Annotated in this window: 18 protein-coding genes; 5 read left to right on the forward strand and 13 right to left on the reverse strand. The window is 60.1% G+C overall.

What is annotated here, in order from left to right; translation table 11 throughout:
- Positions 1–13: 13 nt before the first annotated feature.
- Positions 14–1,429, reverse strand: coding sequence for a type I glutamate--ammonia ligase (gene glnA / locus C8C89_RS26340; protein ID WP_070219258.1), 1,416 nt, complete (start codon positions 1,427–1,429; stop codon positions 14–16).
- Between the two features lie 384 nt (positions 1,430–1,813).
- Between glnA and C8C89_RS26345 the strand changes: the two genes are divergently transcribed.
- A complete protein-coding gene (locus C8C89_RS26345) occupies positions 1,814–2,275 on the forward strand; it encodes a rhodanese-like domain-containing protein (RefSeq protein WP_101484053.1) in 462 nt (153 codons plus the stop codon).
- Positions 2,276–2,350: 75 nt separating this feature from the next.
- Here the strand turns inward: C8C89_RS26345 and C8C89_RS26350 are convergent, their stop codons facing one another.
- Positions 2,351–3,703 carry a TAXI family TRAP transporter solute-binding subunit gene (locus C8C89_RS26350; protein ID WP_133994048.1) on the reverse strand — a complete coding sequence of 451 codons (1,353 nt, stop codon included), beginning with the start codon at positions 3,701–3,703 and terminating at the stop codon, positions 2,351–2,353.
- Positions 3,704–3,833: 130 nt separating this feature from the next.
- Here C8C89_RS26350 and C8C89_RS26355 point away from each other — a divergent pair, with 130 nt between their 5' ends.
- Entirely contained in the window at positions 3,834–4,439 is a 606-nt protein-coding gene (locus C8C89_RS26355; RefSeq protein ID WP_101484052.1) for a glutathione S-transferase, read from the forward strand.
- On the opposite strand, the gene C8C89_RS26360 is transcribed toward C8C89_RS26355, so the two are convergent.
- The 7 genes from C8C89_RS26360 to C8C89_RS26390 all read right to left on the reverse strand — a co-directional run bounded on the left by C8C89_RS26360 (position 4,436) and on the right by C8C89_RS26390 (position 12,854).
- Positions 4,436–4,816 (reverse strand): hypothetical protein, encoded by a 381-nt coding sequence (locus C8C89_RS26360; protein WP_101484051.1) that lies wholly within the window; start codon positions 4,814–4,816, stop codon positions 4,436–4,438. The two genes, C8C89_RS26355 and C8C89_RS26360, sit on opposite strands and share 4 nt — an antisense overlap.
- A 64-nt stretch (positions 4,817–4,880) precedes the next feature.
- Positions 4,881–7,997 (reverse strand): transglycosylase domain-containing protein, encoded by a 3,117-nt coding sequence (locus C8C89_RS26365; RefSeq protein ID WP_133994050.1) that lies wholly within the window; start codon positions 7,995–7,997, stop codon positions 4,881–4,883.
- 363 nt (positions 7,998–8,360) lie between these two features.
- Positions 8,361–9,146 (reverse strand): molybdopterin-binding protein, encoded by a 786-nt coding sequence (locus C8C89_RS26370; protein WP_101484049.1) that lies wholly within the window; start codon positions 9,144–9,146, stop codon positions 8,361–8,363.
- Positions 9,147–9,191: 45 nt separating this feature from the next.
- The gene (locus tag C8C89_RS26375; RefSeq protein WP_133994052.1) at positions 9,192–10,019 is read right to left on the reverse strand and encodes an EI24 domain-containing protein; all 828 of its coding nucleotides are present in this window, start codon (positions 10,017–10,019) and stop codon (positions 9,192–9,194) included.
- Entirely contained in the window at positions 10,019–11,059 is a 1,041-nt protein-coding gene (locus tag C8C89_RS26380; RefSeq protein ID WP_101484047.1) for a sterol desaturase family protein, read from the reverse strand. Before C8C89_RS26380 ends, C8C89_RS26375 begins: the two co-directional genes overlap by 1 nt.
- Positions 11,056–11,880, reverse strand: a complete 825-nt coding sequence (locus tag C8C89_RS26385; protein WP_133994195.1) for a polysaccharide deacetylase family protein — start codon at positions 11,878–11,880, stop codon at positions 11,056–11,058. The genes C8C89_RS26380 and C8C89_RS26385 overlap by 4 nt, the downstream gene beginning before the upstream one ends.
- Positions 11,881–11,882: 2 nt before the next feature.
- Positions 11,883–12,854, reverse strand: coding sequence for a cytochrome D1 domain-containing protein (locus C8C89_RS26390; protein ID WP_133994054.1), 972 nt, complete (start codon positions 12,852–12,854; stop codon positions 11,883–11,885).
- Between the two features lie 197 nt (positions 12,855–13,051).
- Here C8C89_RS26390 and C8C89_RS26395 point away from each other — a divergent pair, with 197 nt between their 5' ends.
- The 3 genes from C8C89_RS26395 to C8C89_RS26405 all read left to right on the forward strand — a co-directional run bounded on the left by C8C89_RS26395 (position 13,052) and on the right by C8C89_RS26405 (position 14,391).
- A complete protein-coding gene (locus C8C89_RS26395) occupies positions 13,052–13,408 on the forward strand; it encodes an FKBP-type peptidyl-prolyl cis-trans isomerase (RefSeq protein ID WP_101484045.1) in 357 nt (118 codons plus the stop codon).
- 210 nt (positions 13,409–13,618) lie between these two features.
- Complete coding sequence (locus C8C89_RS26400) at positions 13,619–13,873, forward strand: acyl-CoA-binding protein (protein WP_034782468.1); 255 nt, start codon at positions 13,619–13,621, stop codon at positions 13,871–13,873.
- Between the two features lie 47 nt (positions 13,874–13,920).
- Complete coding sequence (locus C8C89_RS26405) at positions 13,921–14,391, forward strand: GNAT family N-acetyltransferase (RefSeq protein WP_133994056.1); 471 nt, start codon at positions 13,921–13,923, stop codon at positions 14,389–14,391.
- Between the two features lie 91 nt (positions 14,392–14,482).
- On the opposite strand, the gene proX is transcribed toward C8C89_RS26405, so the two are convergent.
- From proX to C8C89_RS26425, 4 genes are all read right to left on the reverse strand, one after another.
- Entirely contained in the window at positions 14,483–15,541 is a 1,059-nt protein-coding gene (gene proX, locus C8C89_RS26410; RefSeq protein ID WP_133994058.1) for a glycine betaine/L-proline ABC transporter substrate-binding protein ProX, read from the reverse strand.
- Between the two features lie 18 nt (positions 15,542–15,559).
- A complete protein-coding gene (gene proW, locus C8C89_RS26415) occupies positions 15,560–16,669 on the reverse strand; it encodes a glycine betaine/L-proline ABC transporter permease ProW (protein WP_101484042.1) in 1,110 nt (369 codons plus the stop codon).
- A complete protein-coding gene (gene proV, locus C8C89_RS26420) occupies positions 16,666–17,901 on the reverse strand; it encodes a glycine betaine/L-proline ABC transporter ATP-binding protein ProV (protein ID WP_101484880.1) in 1,236 nt (411 codons plus the stop codon). Before proV ends, proW begins: the two co-directional genes overlap by 4 nt.
- A gap of 582 nt (positions 17,902–18,483) precedes the next feature.
- On the reverse strand, positions 18,484–18,768 hold the full coding sequence (locus C8C89_RS26425) for a polyhydroxyalkanoic acid system family protein (protein WP_101484041.1): 285 nt from the start codon (positions 18,766–18,768) through the stop codon (positions 18,484–18,486).
- Positions 18,769–18,811: the final 43 nt, after the last annotated feature.

Genomic DNA, 18,811 nt, shown 5'->3' on the forward strand with positions numbered 1-18,811 from the left:
CGGCATGGCGCCATTACAGCGAGTAGTACATGTCGAACTCGGCAGGATGCGTGGTCATGCGCATGCGCTGTACGTCCTGCATTTTCAGTTCCAGGTAGGCATCGATCATGGAATCGCTGAACACGCCGCCACGGGTCAGGAACTCGCGGTCCTTGTCCAGGGCTTCCAGTGCTTCTTCCAGCGAAGCGCACACGGTAGGGATCAGTGCGTCTTCTTCTGGCGGCAGATGGTACAGATCTTTCGAGGCGGCTTCGCCCGGATGGATCTTGTTGGCAACGCCGTCCAGGCCAGCCATCAGCAGTGCGGCAAAGCACAGGTACGGGTTCGCCAGTGGATCCGGGAAACGCGCTTCGACGCGGCGGCCTTTTGGATTGGCTACGTGCGGGATACGGATCGAGGCGGAACGGTTTTTCGCCGAGTACGCCAGTTTCACCGGAGCTTCGTAGCCAGGTACAAGACGCTTGTACGAGTTGGTGCCCGGGTTGGTGATTGCGTTCAATGCCTTGGCGTGCTTGATGATGCCGCCGATGTAGTACAGGGCGAAATCGGACAGGCCGGCATAGCCGTCGCCAGCGAACAGGTTTTTACCATCTTTCCATACGGATTGATGCACGTGCATGCCCGAACCGTTGTCGCCAACGATAGGTTTCGGCATGAAGGTGGCGGTCTTGCCATAGCTGTGCGCCACGTTCCACACCACGTATTTCAGGTTTTGCGTCCAGTCGGCGCGCTCGACCAGGGTCGAGAACTTGGTGCCGATTTCATTCTGACCGGCGCCGGCGACTTCGTGATGATGTACCTCGACCGGGATGCCCAGCGATTCCAGAATCAGGCACATTTCCGAACGCATGTCCTGGAAGCTGTCCACTGGTGGCACCGGGAAGTAGCCGCCCTTGACGGTAGGACGGTGGCCGCTGTTGCCGCCTTCGATGTCCTTGCCAGTCGACCACGAACCTTCGTCCGAACCGATCTTGACGAAGCAGCCCGACATATCGATCTTCCAGCGCACGCTGTCGAAGATGAAGAATTCTGGCTCAGGGCCGAAGTAGGCGGTGTCGCCCATGCCCGACGATTTCAGGTAGGCTTCGGCGCGTTTCGCGATCGAGCGCGGGTCGCGGTCATAGCCCTTGCCGTCCGACGGTTCGATCACGTCGCACTGCATGAACAGCGTGGTTTCTTCCATGAACGGGTCGATATTGGCCGTGTTTGGATCCGGCAGCAAGATCATGTCGGACGCTTCAATGCCTTTCCAGCCAGCGATCGAAGAACCGTCAAAGGCGTGGCCCGACTCGAATTTGTCCATGTCGAAGTGCGACACGGGAACCGTCACGTGCTGCTCTTTACCACGGGTATCAGCAAAGCGGAAATCAACGAATTTGACTTCGTTTTCTTCTACCATCTTCAAGACTTCTGCGGCTGTCATTGCCATGCGTATCTCCTAAATGAATGTGGGGTGAGCCGACCTTAATGCGTCTGGGCTGATGAAGCGAAGCAAACATTGCGTGCCACCAAAACTCATAAGGATCATAGCAGATTCCATGCCAGCTTCTGGACGGATGTGGCCACGTGGGTCAAAACCCGGTCATCCCAGTGTAAGTTTTCATGCCTGCGATTTTCACGCGCTTTTGCGTCAAATCAAGAATGCACTATGCAAGTGCAAAAAACGAATAACGCACCATTATCGTGCATTTTTTGGCGATTCCTGAAAAATGCCTTCTTGTGGTGCATGCGCCGTATACCGTGACTTCCCGTTTGCGGGGCGCGGACGGCGCACTATAATCGTTCACACCTTTCCACTTTCATCGAGGACGCCATGACTACCGCCGCCGACATCCTGACCACCGCCCGCAGCCGGGCCAATGAAGGTACGCCATATGCCGGCGCCGTCACGCCGCAGGAAGCGTACGACTTGCTGCAACTCGATGCTGCCGCCAAGCTCATCGATGTGCGCACGAATGCCGAGCGCGACTGGGTCGGCCGGGTCGACCTCGCCGATACCCAGCATGGTGCGGTGCAGTGGGCCACCTACCCGGGTGGCGTGCCGAATCCCGACTTCCTCGCGCAACTGGCAGCCCAGGCTGGCAAGGACGAGGTGCTGCTGTTCCTGTGCCGCTCCGGCGTGCGTTCGCGCCATGCGGCCAAGCTGGCCACCGAACACGGCTATATGAATTGCTTCGACATCCTCGAAGGCTTCGAGGGCGACAAGGATGCGGACGGCCACCGCAAGCAGATCGGTGGCTGGTGCAAGGCGGGACTGCCGTGGCTGGGCGCCTGACACCAGGAACAACTGAACAGCTGTCAATGACGACTACGCGGCGGCCGGATGCAGAGCCAGCCGTGGCTCGACGCTTCAGGCCGGCTCGCCCACCTCGGGCGCCGGATGCTCACCCATCAGGGTCAGGATGCGCTTGCGCACGAAGTTGATGTGGCTGCGCAAGCCATACAGGCCGTCGGCAAACGACAGGGGAATCGAGATCTGATTGACCATTTCCTCGATCTGGTCCAGCCGCTTCAATTGCGCCGCATACACTTGCGCGCGCTGCTCTTGCGGCACATCTTCCAGCGCCTGCTCCACCGTGCGCAGCTGGCCGTACCAGCGGTACACGCGCGAGCGAATGCGCCACACGTACAGCGGCGGCACCACGCGCGACAGGGGCAGGATCAAGGCACCGAGCGCCACCACCAGCACCCACATGCGGTCAAAGAAATTGGCCAGCCAGAAACTCATGTAGCGCTGCAACACAGGCGCGCCATCCTTGTAGAATTTCAGCGCCTCGGGCGCCACGGGAATTTCCGTATAGCGCGCAGACGGGAACTGCCCCTGCTGCTGGAACCAGCCCGTGCCCCCATGAATGCGGGCCGCCGCCTGTACGAACAGGTCGACCAGGGCAGGATGCAAGTCTTCGCGTGCGACTAAAGTGGCGGTCGGCGCGATCAGGTGGTAATCCTGTGCGGGGATGTTTTTACCCAGGTCGACGATACCGCGCGGCAAGACGACATGCGTGAGGAAAGGCAGGCGCCGCGTGTACGCTTCCGCTTGCGAAAAATCAAACAGCTTGATACCCGGCGTTTGCAGCAGCATCTGGATCAGCGGCGCTTCCGGCGCCGAGCTGAACACGAGACCATCGATGCGCCCTTCCAGCAGCTCTACCGTGGCGGGCGTGTTCTGCAAGTCGCTCACCGTCAACTCGCTGGCTTCCACACCATTGACGGACAGCAACTGCCGGAACAGGCTGGGCACGCCCGTGCCTTCCGGCCCCAGGTTGATCTTCATGCCCTTCAATTGCGTCAGTTCCGTCACCGCCTTGTCGTCGCGCAGAAACAGCCAGACGGGTTCCGTAAACAAGCTGCCCAAGGATATGAGGCCATGGCGCTCGGCATCGGCGTGTTCCGTCGAGCCGCTTTGCACGAAGGCAATATCGGTCTTGCCGCTATTGAGGCGCTGCAGGTTATCCTGCGAGCCCAGCGATGGCTGCAAGGTCACCTTGATGCCGTGCTTGGCCAGGGTGGCCGTATATTTCTTGCCGAATTCTTCATACGCGCTATTGTCTTGCCCCGTCGACAAGCTCACCTGGCGCGGCGGCGCCGGGTCGACCAGCCAGTAAGCGAGCGCGCAAAACGCGCCCACCAGCAGCAGGGTGGGACCGGCGGTGGCGAGGAAATCGCGCACGGAGAAGCGGCTGAACGCGAGGATTTTGGACATGTGGTGGCGCATAGGTTTCATGGGTGGCTACGATGCCAAGAAAAGCCCAACTATGCAAGGCACTTTCATAGGCGCGGCGTGGCCATTTCGGCTACAGTGGCAGATCGATCACCTGCCCCCGGAGCCCCGCATGCTGAAAATTCTTGGAAAAGCCGCCTCGATCAACGTCCGCAAAGTCCTGTGGACCTGCGAGGAACTCGACCTGCCGTACGAACGCGAAGACTGGGGCAGCGGCTTTCGCGCGACGGACGAGCCGGCCTTCCTGGCCTTGAATCCGAACGCCATGGTGCCCGTGCTGCTCGACGGCGACCTGGTGCTGTGGGAATCGAACACCATATGCCGCTACCTGTGTGCGCAAGCGGGCCGCGAGGACTTGTTGCCCAGTAATCCCCGCGCCCGCGCGGAAGTGGAAAAATGGATGGATTGGCAAATGGGTGACCTCAACAACAGCTGGCGCTACGCCTTCATGTCGCTGGTGCGCCACAGCCCCGCGCACCAGGATGCGGCGCAGCTGGCGGTGGGTATTGCCGGATGGAACAAGATGATGGCCATCCTTGAGCAGCAGCTGCAGCGCACGGGCGCCTTCGTCTGCGGCGAACAATTCACGCTGGCCGATATCGTGCTGGGCCTGTCCGTCAAGCGCTGGCTGATGGCGCCGATGCAGCGCCCCGACACCCCCGCCATCGCCGCGTATCACGCACGCCTGGCAGATAAAACCGCCGTATTTGCCGGCTAATCGAGTTCCATAGCTTCGACCGTGCCGCCGATGACATAGCAATCGCCATCGCGGCGCACTTCGTCCAGTGTAGCGGGATCATCGTGCGTGTAGGTGCCGTCGACATCGACGCACCAGACATCGCCGAAACGCAGCAACTTCACGCCGCAGCAGATGCGGTTGATGAAGTTGCCTGGCGTCCTGAGCAGCACTTCCCGCACCTCGCCCACCGTGATGGCGACCTGGCGCCAGACATTGCCTTCCAATCCATGATTTCGTGCGTACAACACGATGCGCACGGCTTGCACGCCTTGCGGTCCGTACATTGGCTCGAATGATACGAGTGCGCCATCGTCAAAGCGGTGATATTGCGCAAAGATTTGCTGCGTTCTTTCCATAGCTACTTTCTTCTCAGCAAAAAAAACCGGCCCGCGAGGGCCGGCTCTCAGCTGCAAGCACGCCTTAATTCGTACATTGCTTGGCCACGCCTTCCGCAGGCGCGGGCGGCTCGATCAGCGGCATCAGGCTCGGTGCCAGGGACACCAGCAATTGCACTGGCAAGGCGCTGGTGAAATCGTAGTTCTTCGATTCTGGCCCCCGCACATACGCCGTCATGCTGCCATAGAAGCGCTCGCCGATATTGAAGACGAACGTGGCCGAACGGTTCACATAGCGCGACTCAATCAGGCGGCCACCGGCGCCATACACGTCGAAGCGCTGGTCGCCCGTACCCGTCTTGCCGCCCATCGGGATGGGCACGCCGTCGGCGCCGACAAACGCCGTCTTCGCCCGCTTCGCAGTACCGTCCGACACCACTTCGCGGATGGCCTTGGCGACGGCCTTGGCCACGTCCGGCGACAGCACTTGTTCCGCCTCTACCTTGGTGCCCCGCTTGACCATGGTGTCATACGGCGTGTTGGCGGCGAAATGCATGGAATCGATGCGCACGCTCGGTTTGCGCACGCCATCGTTGATGATGATGCCCATCAACTCGGCCAGCGCGGCGGGACGGTCGGCGGACGCGCCCAGGGTGGTCGCGTAGGACGGCACCAGCGAATCAAACGGATAGCCCATCTTCTTCCACTGGCGGTGGATTTCCAGGAAACCTTCCACTTCCAGCAAATTGGCGATGCGGCGGTCCTGCGCATGCTTGCGGTGCGTATTGAACAGCCATTTATAGACTTCCTGGCGTTCCTTTTCGCTGGCCGCCACCATCTGCGACAGGGTGGAACCTTCGTGCTGGCGCAGATACGCCACCATCCACAATTCCAGCGGATGCACATTGGCCAGATAACCGCGGTCAGCCAGCGACCAGTTTTCCATCGCGTACTGCTGGTACATCTTGGCCACGCGCTCGGGCGGCACTTCGTTTTGCGACGGCAAGTTGGCGTTGAGGAAATCGCCAAATTCCGCCACCGTGCCCTTCGGATTGACGGTGCGGAAGATATTCGCCAGGCGCACGGGGGTCGGGCGTATGCTGGCCAGCAAAATCTTTTCCTGCTCGTCGACGCTCTTGCCGCGGTACTTCTGATAGAAGCGGTGCAGGAACTCGCGCCCTTCCTTGTCGGCAAAACGGCTCAGGTACTGGGCCCGACGCGGATCGTCCGCGTCCGCCAGCAGCGAGGCCGAGGAATCGGGACGCGAGAACATGTAGTAGCGGGCCACATCGCGCATCAGGCGCACGAACACCAGGTTGGTCGACTGGCGCAGCGCCTGCTGCACCGTCATGATGCGGCTGTCGTCAAGCTTGGAGAAGTTGCCGAAATGATGCAAGCCACCGCCCGTGAAGAAACCTTCGCCAGGATTGCCCGAATATTTGCGTTCCATCGCGGCCGCCAGCATGGCGGGCAAGTTGCGCGCCTCGCCGAGCGGCAATGGTTTCAAGTAGGCAATGCCCCACTGCGACAGCATGTCCTTCGGATCGACGGCGATCTTGCCCAGCTCGGCGGCACCCATGCCGCTGTAGCGCTGGTGCAACTGATCGATGATGTCCAGATACGTGACCAGGGTGCGCAGCTTGGCCGTGGAGCCCAGGTCCAGCTTGGCGCCTTCGTTGATGTCGAGCGGCTGGTCAAAATTGTCAGTTTGCACGCGCAGCAAGTTCGCTTGCTCGCCTTTTTGCAGCAGGGTAAAACTGTAGACGACGTTGGCAGGGTCGCCATTGCCCAGCATGCCCTTGCCCGTCAGGCCGGCCGCTTTCGCCACTTCCGGGTCGCGCAGCTCGCGCAAGACCTTGGTCACGGCGTTTTGCGCCTGCGCATCGAGCGTGCTGACCACTTTCAGGTCGAGGCGGTCGAGGTTGTACAAGCGCGGATCACCGAGCATGCTGGCCAGGTGGTTGCGCACGGCATTCGAGGCCTTGCGCGTGACGAACGAGGTCGATGCCTCCGATTGCACGCCCGATGCCGTCGACGGGCGCAGCTTTTCGGCGATGGCCGCATTGCGCAGCTGCGGCGAAATCACGCCCGCTTGCGCCAGCAGGCGCAAATGGCTGTTGGTCAACTCTTCCAGATCGGCACCACCGGCCACCAGATAATGCGATGGACGGCGCTGCGCGATCAGCAGGCTCAGCGCCTGCTTGTAGGCCAGCGCACTATCTGGCTGCTCCATATTACCCTTGAGCAAGGCTTTCACTTCGGCAAACGGGCGGCCATACCAGACCCACATGCCATCGCCGATGCCGTTGACCTCGCCAAAACCGCTTTTTGCCGACAGCGGCACGGTATTCAGGTAATTGAGGACGATCTTGCGCCGCGCTTCCATGGTGTTTTCGCCATCCTGGTAGGAGCGCAAGCTGGCCGACAGCATCTGCAGCAGCTTGTCCTGCATGGAACTGGTGCGCCCATCTTCCGAATGCCGGTATTTTTCGATCTGCGTGGCCAGGGTGCTGCCGCCACCGCCGCGATGGCCGCCGAACAGGTTCAGCGCCTTGTCCAGAATCGCCTTGCTCAGGCGATCCCATTCCACGGCGGGATTGCGCATGGGCGTGCCCGGGTCGAGCAATTCGCGATTTTCAATGAACAACAGGCTTTGCACCAGCGCGGGTGGCGCTTCGGCAAAGCTGTCGAACATGCGCTCGGGATAGCTGGCCGCGAACAGTGGCGCGGCGCGGCAATCGAGGATGCTCAGTCCGGCGCGGTTTTTCTCGTGATAGGTAGCAAAGATGCCCCTGTCGACCAGCTGCACCATTTTCGGCGACATGCGCGCCTGCGCCGTGACGGCATAGTCGCGCGCATTGAGCTTGCTAATAAAATCCGGCAAGCTGGCATAGCCGAGCCGCTCGTCATACGGACCGTGCTGCGGATAGCGGATGGCGCCCGCCGGTGCAGGGCCAGGCTCGACCTTGAACGTCAGTTGGCGATCCAGGCGCGTGAAAAACTCCGCCTGCAGGGCCGACGTACGCACTTCGCGCATGACGAACCACGCCACGCCGGCGATCAGCGCCAGCAAAATGATGGCAAAAATGGGCCAGATGCGCGAACGGCGCTTCTTCGGCGGGATCGCCGGCGGCGGCGTCTCGGCAGCTGGATCAGAGGGGGGCCGCTCTTGCGCGGCCAGGTTGACGCCTGTGTCTTTCATGGGATGCTGGGGTAAGGTTGGGTTTGGACGGCGTGGAAAATGCAGTAGCGATACCGCTCCGCGCAGGATAAGACGAGGGCCAGCCAGGGCCGGTCACAACAAAGCTTGCTTAACATGATGTCCATACCAGTGAATCAAAAAACATGTTGCTGCACAGGCAGGCAACCCCGCGTTTGACACGCAAGGTCCCTGTTCACCATTCCACCACATCGGCATGAAAACGACTGACGAGCGCACACAAAAATCTTGCTTCATTGAAGATTTTCGCAAAAAAACAACGTCTTGGAACGGTCGCCTGCGTACTAAGATGCAAGGCGGCCCGGACACAAGCGAAAAAGCCGCCGGCGCCGGGCGGGCAACCTCTCAGATGGTGTGGTATTCCGCCTGCAAGGTATCGAGTGCGGCACACATGTCCGCAAAGGCAGCCGCCGCCTGCGTGGGTTCGCCCTTGACGCCCAGTTCGATATGCCGGCGCGTCTGTGCATCGCCCACGCTGGGCAGGCTGAACACCTTGATTAGCGGAAACTCCGCTTCCAGGCGCACCATCAGCGGTGTCAGCAGGGATTCGGCCGTTTCATACACGAGCAAGGCATGTTCCGCATGCGGCACCTGATTGAACAGATGCGCATAATGCGTGTCGAGTACCCATTCGATCATGGGCCAGGACATGACGGGAAAGCCCGGCACGAAATAATGTTCGCGCACGGCAAAGCCGGCAATCTTGTTGTACGGATTCGGAATCAGCTCGGCGCCTTCGACAAATTCCGCCATTTTCAAGCGGTGCAGGTTTTCCGGCGAATTCAAATCGGCCGGCACACCCGCCTCTACGCCCATTTCCGTGATGCGCTGCTCGATATTGAGCTTGCCTTGCGGGTGCAGTACCAGCGGCAAGCCCAATGCATCGGCCGCCGCCTGGCGCGTATGGTCGTCCGGCGTGGCGCCGATGCCGCCAAAGCTGAAGACGATGTCGCCGCTGGCAAAACTGCGCTTGAGCAAGGCGACCAGGCGGGCCGGTTCATCGCCCACGTATTCCGCCCAGCTCAGCTGCAAGCCGCGCTGCTTGAGCATGCTCACTACTTTCGGGAAATGCTGGTCAGTACGCTTGCCCGACAGGATTTCGTCGCCGATGATGATCAATCCGATAGCCATGGAACTTCCTCGTTCGATTCGATTAAAGGTCAGGATTCACTCAGGTCAGGCGTCCGCTGGCGCCACGTCGGTCATGCCGCGTACGCCCCGCAAACGCGACAGTGCTTCCAGGCAGTAATACTGGAACCACAGACCCGTAAAGATAAAGATCAATACATACAGCCAGATGGCGAACGCCGCCAGGAAGGGGAAGAACACCACTGACATCACGCCGCCCATCCACAGCATGCCCGGCACGGCGCCGGCCGCGCCAGACACCATGCCGATGGCCAGCAGGGGCCAGCGCTGCGTGCGCATGATGGCGTGGCGCTCTTCCACGCTGGCGTAGTCGGCCATGGCGTCATACGCCATCACGCGGTAGGTCAGCCAACCCCACAGCACGGCCTGCCCCACCAGCGCGGCAGGCGGAAACGCATACAGGGGCAGCATGAGCAGCCAGACGACGATGAACAACAGAAAGGTGGCCAGCGAGGTGCCGACGCTGCCAAGCAGGCTGCCGCCATGTTTCTTTTCCAGCTGCGGAAAATGCCGCCCGCCAATATGGCGGCCGATGGCCGGCATGGCGAACAGTCCCATGAAAATGAGCGCCGTCAATATCATCAGCGGCAGCAACATGAACATGGCGATCAGGGGCACGATCACGGCTTTCAACATGCCCAGGCCGAAAGTGGACAGCACCTGGCCACTGGTGCGGAAGAAATCGTACTGCGTGAACAGCGCGTGCAGGCTGTCGATCAGCGGTTGCAGGCCCACATACAGCAGTGCACCCCACAGTATCAGCGACAGGATGAACGGCGCGACGCTCAGCAGCAGTATCTTGCCGTGCAATTGCGACAGCAAGGCGCGGCCATACGAATTCAACACATTACGCATCAACGGCGTCCTTTTCGTTTAATTCTTGCAAATTCCACCATACGGCGCAGGCCCAGCCATTGCTGCTGCCAGAAACCTCGGCCATAGTTGCGTCCAGGCCGGCCCACGCCATGGCTGTCGATGCGGGCCAGCTGGTCGCGCACGCCTGTGCGCGCGTAGCCCGCCGAGAAATTCGCGGTGCCCAGCAGCATATCCCAAATCGGCAAGACCACGCCGAAGTTGCAACCACCCATGCTGCCCTTGCCTTTCGACTCGTGCCCCACGCCGATCGCGTGATGCGTGCGGTGGAAACGGGGCGAGATCAGCAGCCGCTCGCCGATGCGGCCGAAGTGTATCCTCACATTCGCGTGCTGCAAGCTTTGCAGAATGCGCGAAATAGAGACCAGCAGCACGTACTGGCCCGGCGGCACGCCGATACCGAGCGCCACCAGGGCCATCACCACGTCGCGCAAGAAGTCATCGAGCAAGTGATTGCGGTCGTCGCTCCACAAGTTCATGTTTTGCTGGCTGTGATGCAAACTGTGCAAGCCCCACCACCAGCCGACATGGTGCGAGGCACGATGGTAGCAATAGTCGACGAAGTCCAGTATGACAAAATAAATGATAAAACTGAGGAAGGGACTGATGCCGGGCAACAGCGATTCCAGGTTCAGGGGATGGATATTATCGAAACGCAAAGCGCCCGCCAAGGCATCCATCAGCGGATCGAGCGTGAAGAAGACCAGCACGGAAAACAGGCCGATGCGGTGCAGCACGGTATAGATGAAATCGTTCCGGCGGGCGCGCGGGTCGGTGATCTTTTGCGCGGGAATCAGGGCTTCGAGCGGGCGCAGCACGAGAAACAGCAGCACCAGTTCGCACAGGCCGATCAGCAGCCACTCCGTGCCCTCGAAAGCCTCTTCCGTGAATTCGCCAAAGCCCAGGTGATACACGAGGGGATTCACCACAGTCTGGAACAGCCAGCCTTGCGCCACGCCAAAGGCATCGACCACGGCGTCGATAGCCGGTTGCACGATGGCGCTGATGTCGGCGGCAATCATGGCTGGCCCTTCTTTTGCGCGTAGGCAGGATGCTCGCGCAGCGTGGCAAAACAGAAACCCTTGTCTTGCAAGCCGGATATCAAAGCATCCAGGTTGGCGGGCGCCCAAGGGTCTTTGCGTGACCAGATGCCCATGTGCGAAATGAAAATGTCGCCGCTGCGCAAGTTTGCCAGCACTTTTTTCAGCAGCATGGCATTCGGATACTTGTCGCTGGGCAGCTCGTCGCCCGAGTAGCCCGCCGGCGCCCAGCCTGCATGCTGGTAGCCGCAGGCGCTGCCGGCCGCCAGGGTGCGCGGCGAGGTGTAGCCGCCCGGCGCGCGCCAGAACGGATCAAGCTTGTGCCCGGTCAACTCCTGGAAGCGCGTATCGACCCGGCGTAATTCCTCGCAGAACTGCTTGTCGGTGAAGGACGCGAGCTTGCCGCCATCCTTGCCAAACTGGGGCTTGACCTGGATCAAGCCATGGTCCAGATCCTTCTTCCAGTACACGTGGTCAAACGTATGCGTGCCGAATGCATGGCCTTCGGCGACCCTGTCTTTCCAGTACGGCGCCCACGAGGCATCGAGCGAATAGTCGCCGCGGGTGGTCTTTTCATTGGCCAGGAAGAAGGTTGCCTTCACATGGCGTTTATTCAGCACGTCGGCGATCAGTTGCGCTTGCGACTGGCTGCCCGTGTCGAAGGTCATGTAGATGGTGCCCTTGCAGGCGGCCGGCGTGGCCGTAGGGGTAGCAAATGCGGCGGCGGCATGCGCGGTCGACAGCATGGCGCTGGCGCACAGCAGCACGGCGGGCAAGCCGCCAGTCAGAATAAGACGCTTCATCATCACATGCGCGGCGAATGGGTGGCGAAATACACGCCATGGGGCGAGCGGCCCACCGGTATCATCTTGATCACCTTGCGCGTGGTCAAATCGATCACGGCCACTTTCTTGATCCAGCGCAAGGTCACCCACATGGTCTTGCCATCGGGCGTGATTTCCATGCAGTCCGGGCCGCCTGGCACATTGATGGTGCCCACGTTTTCCAGGGTTTGCTGGTCGATGATGTTGATGGTGTTCGAGACGCGGTTCGAGACAAACGTCATGCGGTTGTCACCGAGCGCGCGGAAATTATGCGTACCGGCGCCCGCCTTGATGCGCTTGACGGTCTTTTGCGTGCGCCAGTCGATTACTTCCACGTAGTCGCTGCCCATGATGCCCACCAGCAAATGTTTGCCATCGGGCGTCATGGTGATGCCGGCCGGCGCGGGACCCACGGGCATGGTCCATTTGACGGTTTGCGTGGCCAGATCGATGGCGCTGACCTGGTTGCTGCCCTGCTGGGTAATAAAGGCCATGGTGCTGTCGGCCGTGAACGCCATATGACTGGGCAGCTTCGGCAGCGCGATGCGCTTGGCCAGGGTCAGGTTCTTGCCGTCGTAGCGGTACAGGTCGATGCGGTCCAGGCGCAGCGAGTTCGAGATGAACCATTTCTGGTCCGGCGAAAAGCCGATCTGGTAGGGGTCGAGGATATTGCTGATGCGGCGCTGGATCTGGCCCGAGACGGGGTCGAGGAAAATCAGCTCGTTGCCGACGGAACTGGCGACGATCAGCGACTTGCCGTCCGGCGTTTCCATCAGATGATGCGGTTCCTTGCCGACGGCAAAGGTGGACAGGGGAGCATAGGTTTTCTGGTCCAGCAGTTGCACCGTAGCATCACGGGAATTGAGCACCACCACCACTTCGGCTTGCGCCGTAGACATTGCGGAAACCAGGCACAGCGAGGAAAAAACAAGGCGGCGTAGACTGCGGAACATGGAAGAAATCACTGTTAAATACAAAACAGGCATTTTACGTGGAACACTGTATTTTTTGTATGAAATCCCCCCTTAAATGCGACCGGCAACCACACTTCGCCGTAATTCCCCCATTTTCCCTGCGCCGCGCCTGGAATGGCGCTTTGCAACTCATTGCTCTACAATCTGAAGCTTTCATCGCCTACACAAGGATTATCATGACCACCATCACTACCGCTTCCGGCCTGCAATACATCGATACCGTCGTCGGCGAAGGCGCTGAAGCGCAAGCCGGCAACAATGTTGTCGTACATTACACGGGCTGGCTGCAAAACGACGACGGCAGCGCCGGTTCGAAATTTGACTCGAGCAAGGACCGCAACGACCCATTCGAATTCCCGCTGGGCGCAGGCCGCGTCATTCAAGGCTGGGACGAAGGCGTGCAAGGCATGAAAGTGGGCGGCAAGCGCCAACTGATCATCCCGGCAGCACTGGGCTACGGCGCACGCGGCGCCGGCGGCGCGATTCCACCGAACGCCACCCTGATTTTCGACGTTGAACTGCTGGGCGTATAAGCTGGCTCCATAAGAAGCAGCACCGCGCTCGCAAGACCGCGCCAGGCGCCGCCCCTCTACATCGAGCGGCGGCGCTTTTGTTTTGAGTATCCCCTCTAATGCACGGCGCCCTTTTTTCACTATGATGTCAGGCACTGCAGCACGCACGGTGGCCACTCCGCCGGGCCTGCCGCACTTTTCCAGCGATTCCATCAGCACACAGGAGCCATCATGAGTTTACAAGAGCAATTCGAACAAGCGCAGCTCGATTCCAAGACCCTGTCCGAGCGTCCGGACAATATGACCTTGTTGAAAATCTACGCCTTGTTCAAGCAAGCCTCAAGCGGCGACGCCACGGGCGAGCGTCCTGGCATGACCGACTTCGTCAACCGCGCCAAGTTCGACGCATGGGCGGCTCTGGCCGGCACCTCGAAAGAAGAGGCGCAACAGCAATACATCGACTTGATCGAAGACTTGAAGGACTGATCTTCCCTCCCCTGCCCCGGCACCTGCCGGGGCAGTATAATTTCTGCATGACACCATCACCAATTTCCAGGGTTTCCCTGGCACATGCCGCCGACCTGTCCCGATTGTTCGACGTCTGGCACCTGTCCGTACGCGCCACCCACGATTTCCTCGACGACAGCGATATCGCCTTCCTGATGCCCTTCGTGCGCGACGAGCTGGCCAGAGTGACAGCCGAACGCCTGCTGCACGTGCTGCGCGCCGATGACGGCGTCGCCTATGCCTTCCTGTGCGTCGAACACGCCAAGATCGAGATGCTGTTCGTGCATCCCGACCAGCGCGGCAGCGGCGCCGGCCGCGCGCTGCTCCAGTACGCGATCGCCAGCCTGGGAGCCACGGCCGTCGATGTCAACGAGCACAACACGCAAGGCCATGGCTTTTATCGCCATCTGGGCTTTATCGAGGATAGCCGTTCCGAACTCGACCCGTTCGGCAAGCCTTTCCCCATTTTGCACCTGAAACTGGCCGAAAACGGCTGAAAACTCACCAAAAACCACAAAAACAGGCCGTTAACGTCAAAGTGGCTACCAAATCGGTAGCCACTTTTTTACGCCTGTCTCGGCTGCAAACTTACTTTTTTGCCGCCGCTAAGGCTTGCGCAATCCAGCCGTCAAACGTCTGCTGGTGGTACTTGATCCAGCCAGCCGTATGGCGCGCGATATCGGCCTGCGTGTTTTCGCCGCGGCGCATGCGCTCGTTCTGCGCATTGATATCGGCCACCGGCAGTTGCATCACCTCGAACAGCTTGGCTGCGGCCGGATTTTTCTCCGCCCAGGCCTTGTTGGACACGATGCGCGCCGTGTTGACGGCAAAACCGTAATCGCTGCCATCGTCGAGGCGGGTATTCACCTTGTCCGGATTGGCCGAGAATGGCACTTTCAGCCAGACCACGTCCTTGCCCGGCACCAGAACGCCACTGACCCAGTACGGCGTCCACGTGTAGTAGAGGATCGGCTCGCCACGCTTGTAGCGGCCCAGGGTATCGGCGATCAGGGCCGCATAGCTGCCCTGCACGTGCGTCACCGTCTTGCGCAATTTGTACGCATCCATGTGGTTCTCGATCAGCGCTTCGCAACCCCAGCCTGGATTACAACCCGTCAAGTCGGCCTTGCCGTCGCCATCATGGTCGAAGAGCTTGGCCAGGGTGGGATCGCGCAACTGGTCGATATTCGTGATGTTGTACTTTTCCGCAGTCGCCTTATCGATCAGATAACCTTGCGCAGCCGGACCGGCATACTGGCCCGTGCGCAACAGCTTGGCGTCGCCGCCCGCATTGTTATAAAAATCCTTGTGCATGGGGTCCCAGTGCACGGCCATGAAGGTGGCGTCGCCATTGGCGATGGCGATATGCGCGGTCGGGTACTCCACTTCCTTGATCGGCTGCACTTCATAGCCCAGCTTTTCCAGGGCTTTGTCGACCAGCATGGTCTGGAAGGTTTCTTCCGCGATCGAGCTTTGCAGCGGCTGCACCTTGACGCCCTTGCCGGGCAGCGCATCGGCGGCCACGGCCGGCGTCTGCGCCATGGCCAGGCTGGTGGTCAGGGCCAGGGCGGCGATCGCCAGGGCGGAAAACAACTGGAACTTGCGTTGCGATTTTTGCGTCACTTTAAAATTGTCAATTTGATGCATGTGTATCCTTTCTCTTTCTTATTGTGCGTTGGCAAGCGTGGCTTGCTGTGCGGCATTCGCTTCAGCCTTGGCAGCGTTGCCGCGCACCAGGCGCAGCACGAAACCGGCAGGCCCCGTCTGATACCAGTGGCGCACGCCACGGCGCGGCTGGCCCATCGCTTGCGTCAAACGGTCCAGGGTGATGGCCAGCAGCACGATGCCCAGACCACCCACGGTTGCCAGACCCATGTCCAGGCGGCCAATACCGCGCAGTACCATCTGACCCAGACCACCGACGGCGATCATCGAGGCGATCACGACCATCGACAGCGACAGCATCAGCGACTGATTGATACCGGCCATGATGGACGGCATGGCCAGCGGAAACTGCACGCGGGTCAGCAACTGCCACGGCGAGGCGCCATACGCGCGGGCCGCTTCGATCAGGTCAGGACGCACCTGGCGGATACCCAGGTTGGTCAGGCGCACCAGCGGCGGCAAGGCAAAGATGATCGTCACAATCACGCCTGGCGCATTGCCGATACCAAACAGCATCACCACCGGCACCAGATAAACAAAGGCGGGCGTCGTCTGCATGGCGTCGAGCAGGGGGCGCAGGATATTCTGCGCGCGGTCGCTGCTGGCGAGGAAAATGCCCAGCGGCAAACCGATGGCCAGACAGAAGGCCAGCGACGTCAATACCAGCGACAGGGTCGTCATGGCTTCCGGCCAGATGCCCAGCATCGAGACGAGCAGCAATGCCAGCACGGTGCCGATGGCCAGGGTGCGGCTGGTAAATTGCCATGCCAGCAAACCGATGATGGCGATCACCGTCAGCGACGGAGCGGCCAGCAGCACGCCTTCCACGCCGGACAACACGCTGTCGATCGGCGCGCGCACGGCCTGGAAAAAGGGGCGGAAATGCGCCACGACCCAGCCCAGGCCCTGGTTGATCCAGCTTTCCAGCGGCAGCGAGCCGTCGAAAATCTGTGTCAGGTGAAAGCCGCTTGCCTGTTCCGGCTGCACGGCAGGCGCGGCGGCATCGAGCCACGCGGTGCTGGCGTCGGTGGGCGGCGTCAGCGCCCAGGGATTGATGTGGGCGGCCTGTTCAACAACAGGTTCTACTGTGGAAACGGTACTTGGGTTCATGCTTGTCCTTTCTGTTGTTGTGGCTCGGCAATGGCTGGCGTATCGCGGTCGAGGAACTTCAGCAGAGTTGTCTTGCTGATGGCGCCGCGGAAGCTGCCGTCATTGGCCACCACAGGGACGGCGTAAGGCAGTTGCGCCACCTGGCCAAAGAGGCCGGCGACTGGCTCATCTGCATTGATGGTCTGCACGTCGGGCAGATAGGCATGCGCCAGACCCAGCGGACCGACATGGCCGTCGAGCGCACTGCGCAAGGAATCGGCCGAAACGACGCCGAGGAACTTGCGCTGCGGATTGACGACATACGCAAAGGCGCGATCCTGCTCTTCCAGCATCGACAGCGCGGCGCGCGAGCCGCGGCTCGGCGACTCCGACACCACGATCTGGCTCTTGCGGGCGATATCGCTGGCCTTGAAGACGGCAGCCGCATCGACGCCGCGCACGAAGTTGCGCACATAATCGTTGGCCGGTTTGCGCAAGATTTCTTCCGGCGTGCCCACTTGCACCACGTGACCGTCCTTCATGATGGCAACGCGGTCGCCGATGCGCATGGCTTCGTCGAGGTCATGCGAAATGAAGACGATGGTGCGGCGCTTGATTTGCTGCAAACGCAGCAGTTCCGATTGCATTTCCGTACGAATAATCGGATCAAGGGCGGAAAACGCTTCATCCATCAGCAAAATCGATGGATCGCAGGCCAGCGCACGGGCCAGGCCCACGCGCTGCTGCATGCCGCCCGACAATTCGTCAGGATAGCTGGCGCCGTAGCCGTCCAGGCCCACCTGCTCCAGCGCTTGCTGGGCCAGCGCATGGCGCTCGGCCTTGGGCATGCCGGCCAGTTCCATGCCGAAGGCAGTGTTGTCGAGCACGGTAATTTGCGGCAGCAGCGCGAACGACTGGAACACCATGCTGATGTCCTTGCGGCGCAGGGCGCGCAACTGGGCGTCCGGCAAGGTATTGATGTCGTTACCGTCGATCAAAATGCGGCCGGCGGTCGGCTCGATCAGGCGATTCAGCATGCGCACCAGGGTCGACTTGCCCGAACCGGACAGGCCCATGATGACGAAGATCTCGCCCGCTTCTATGGTAAAGGTGGCGTCGAAAACGCCGATGGTGCAGTCGGTCTTGGCCAGGATGTCCTGCTTGCTGGCGCCCTGACGGACGAGTTCAAGTGCTTCTTCTGGCTTGTCGCCGAACACTTTGAACACATGGTCGATAATGATTTGTTTTGCCACGATGTGGTTCTCCCTCGATTTGACGAATGGAATGAAACCCAGCAAGCTGCTAGCTTGCGGCGGGAATCAGCAAACCCTGTTGCGTCGGCTACGCCACGGCGCAAAAGCGCACGGGAGCGACAGTAAACAGGGGGTGACACGCGTGTGACCAGCGGATGGCCAAAGCCGATGCCGGGGTGCCGTGTGCGTGCTAAAAGAGGCTGTGGTTCAGGACTTTTAACAACGCTAGCGCCATGCAAATACATGGCACCAAATGTATTTGACCGAAAAAAAATCGACCAAGCTACTTTTAACTGGATGCGGGTGTAAAACCCGAAGAATTATTCACCACTCAGCGAGCGGAGAGTACTGCGAAGCAGAAGGTGAAACGCGGTGAAGCTGTTGTAAATATGACTCAAGTATAACGCAAAAAGGCACTAAAGTCCAATAGCTTTCCAAATAGAAATGTGATAGCAATGTTCGCTAACGTACAGTCAGACGTAAAAAAGGCGAAAAGAGACGTGGTTTCATCGTCTTTTCGCCCATCACTGCGAGACGCTCCCTAGCACCAAATTTGGCGCCAGACAAGCGGGTGAAACGCCATCAAACTGACTCGGTAAACACCTTGCGCATCTTCTCGGCAATCTTGCCTTCGATGGTGGAAGCAAAGGCGCTGAGCATGAAGCCCAGCTTGATTTGCAGTTGCGCCTGCTCTTTTTCCAGGGTCAGCGAGCCATCGACGCCGCTGCGCTCGAAGCGCAGCACATCGCCATCCCAGGCACACACCAGGTCATATTCCTGGGCCAGCTTGTCGGCCACTTGCTGTGCCGCTTCGCGCGCCTTTGCTGCTGTCAGCTTATGTTGCTGAACTATATTTATATCCGCCATCAAACGATCCTTTTATTATAAAAACGGGCAATACGGCCAGCAT

It is taken from the genome of Janthinobacterium sp. 75 (assembly GCF_004365495.1).
Classification (GTDB): domain Bacteria; phylum Pseudomonadota; class Gammaproteobacteria; order Burkholderiales; family Burkholderiaceae_D; genus Janthinobacterium.

Bases quoted from the DNA above. Each gene is read 5' to 3' on its own strand.
- C8C89_RS26365 (WP_133994050.1), bottom strand. From the start codon at position 7,997: ATGAAAGACACAGGCGTCAACCTGGCCGCGCAAGAGCGGCCCCCCTCT.
- C8C89_RS26385 (WP_133994195.1), bottom strand. From the start codon at position 11,880: ATGAAGCGTCTTATTCTGACTGGCGGCTTGCCCGCCGTGCTGCTGTGC.
- C8C89_RS26345 (WP_101484053.1), top strand. From the start codon at position 1,814: ATGACTACCGCCGCCGACATCCTGACCACCGCCCGCAGCCGGGCCAAT.
- proW (WP_101484042.1), bottom strand. From the start codon at position 16,669: ATGAACCCAAGTACCGTTTCCACAGTAGAACCTGTTGTTGAACAGGCC.
- C8C89_RS26405 (WP_133994056.1), top strand. From the start codon at position 13,921: ATGACACCATCACCAATTTCCAGGGTTTCCCTGGCACATGCCGCCGAC.
- C8C89_RS26390 (WP_133994054.1), bottom strand. From the start codon at position 12,854: ATGTTCCGCAGTCTACGCCGCCTTGTTTTTTCCTCGCTGTGCCTGGTT.
- C8C89_RS26355 (WP_101484052.1), top strand. From the start codon at position 3,834: ATGCTGAAAATTCTTGGAAAAGCCGCCTCGATCAACGTCCGCAAAGTC.
- C8C89_RS26375 (WP_133994052.1), bottom strand. From the start codon at position 10,019: ATGCGTAATGTGTTGAATTCGTATGGCCGCGCCTTGCTGTCGCAATTG.
- C8C89_RS26400 (WP_034782468.1), top strand. From the start codon at position 13,619: ATGAGTTTACAAGAGCAATTCGAACAAGCGCAGCTCGATTCCAAGACC.
- C8C89_RS26425 (WP_101484041.1), bottom strand. From the start codon at position 18,768: ATGGCGGATATAAATATAGTTCAGCAACATAAGCTGACAGCAGCAAAG.
- C8C89_RS26380 (WP_101484047.1), bottom strand. From the start codon at position 11,059: ATGATTGCCGCCGACATCAGCGCCATCGTGCAACCGGCTATCGACGCC.
- proX (WP_133994058.1), bottom strand. From the start codon at position 15,541: ATGCATCAAATTGACAATTTTAAAGTGACGCAAAAATCGCAACGCAAG.
- C8C89_RS26360 (WP_101484051.1), bottom strand. From the start codon at position 4,816: ATGGAAAGAACGCAGCAAATCTTTGCGCAATATCACCGCTTTGACGAT.
- C8C89_RS26350 (WP_133994048.1), bottom strand. From the start codon at position 3,703: ATGTCCAAAATCCTCGCGTTCAGCCGCTTCTCCGTGCGCGATTTCCTC.
- C8C89_RS26395 (WP_101484045.1), top strand. From the start codon at position 13,052: ATGACCACCATCACTACCGCTTCCGGCCTGCAATACATCGATACCGTC.
- C8C89_RS26370 (WP_101484049.1), bottom strand. From the start codon at position 9,146: ATGGCTATCGGATTGATCATCATCGGCGACGAAATCCTGTCGGGCAAG.
- glnA (WP_070219258.1), bottom strand. From the start codon at position 1,429: ATGGCAATGACAGCCGCAGAAGTCTTGAAGATGGTAGAAGAAAACGAA.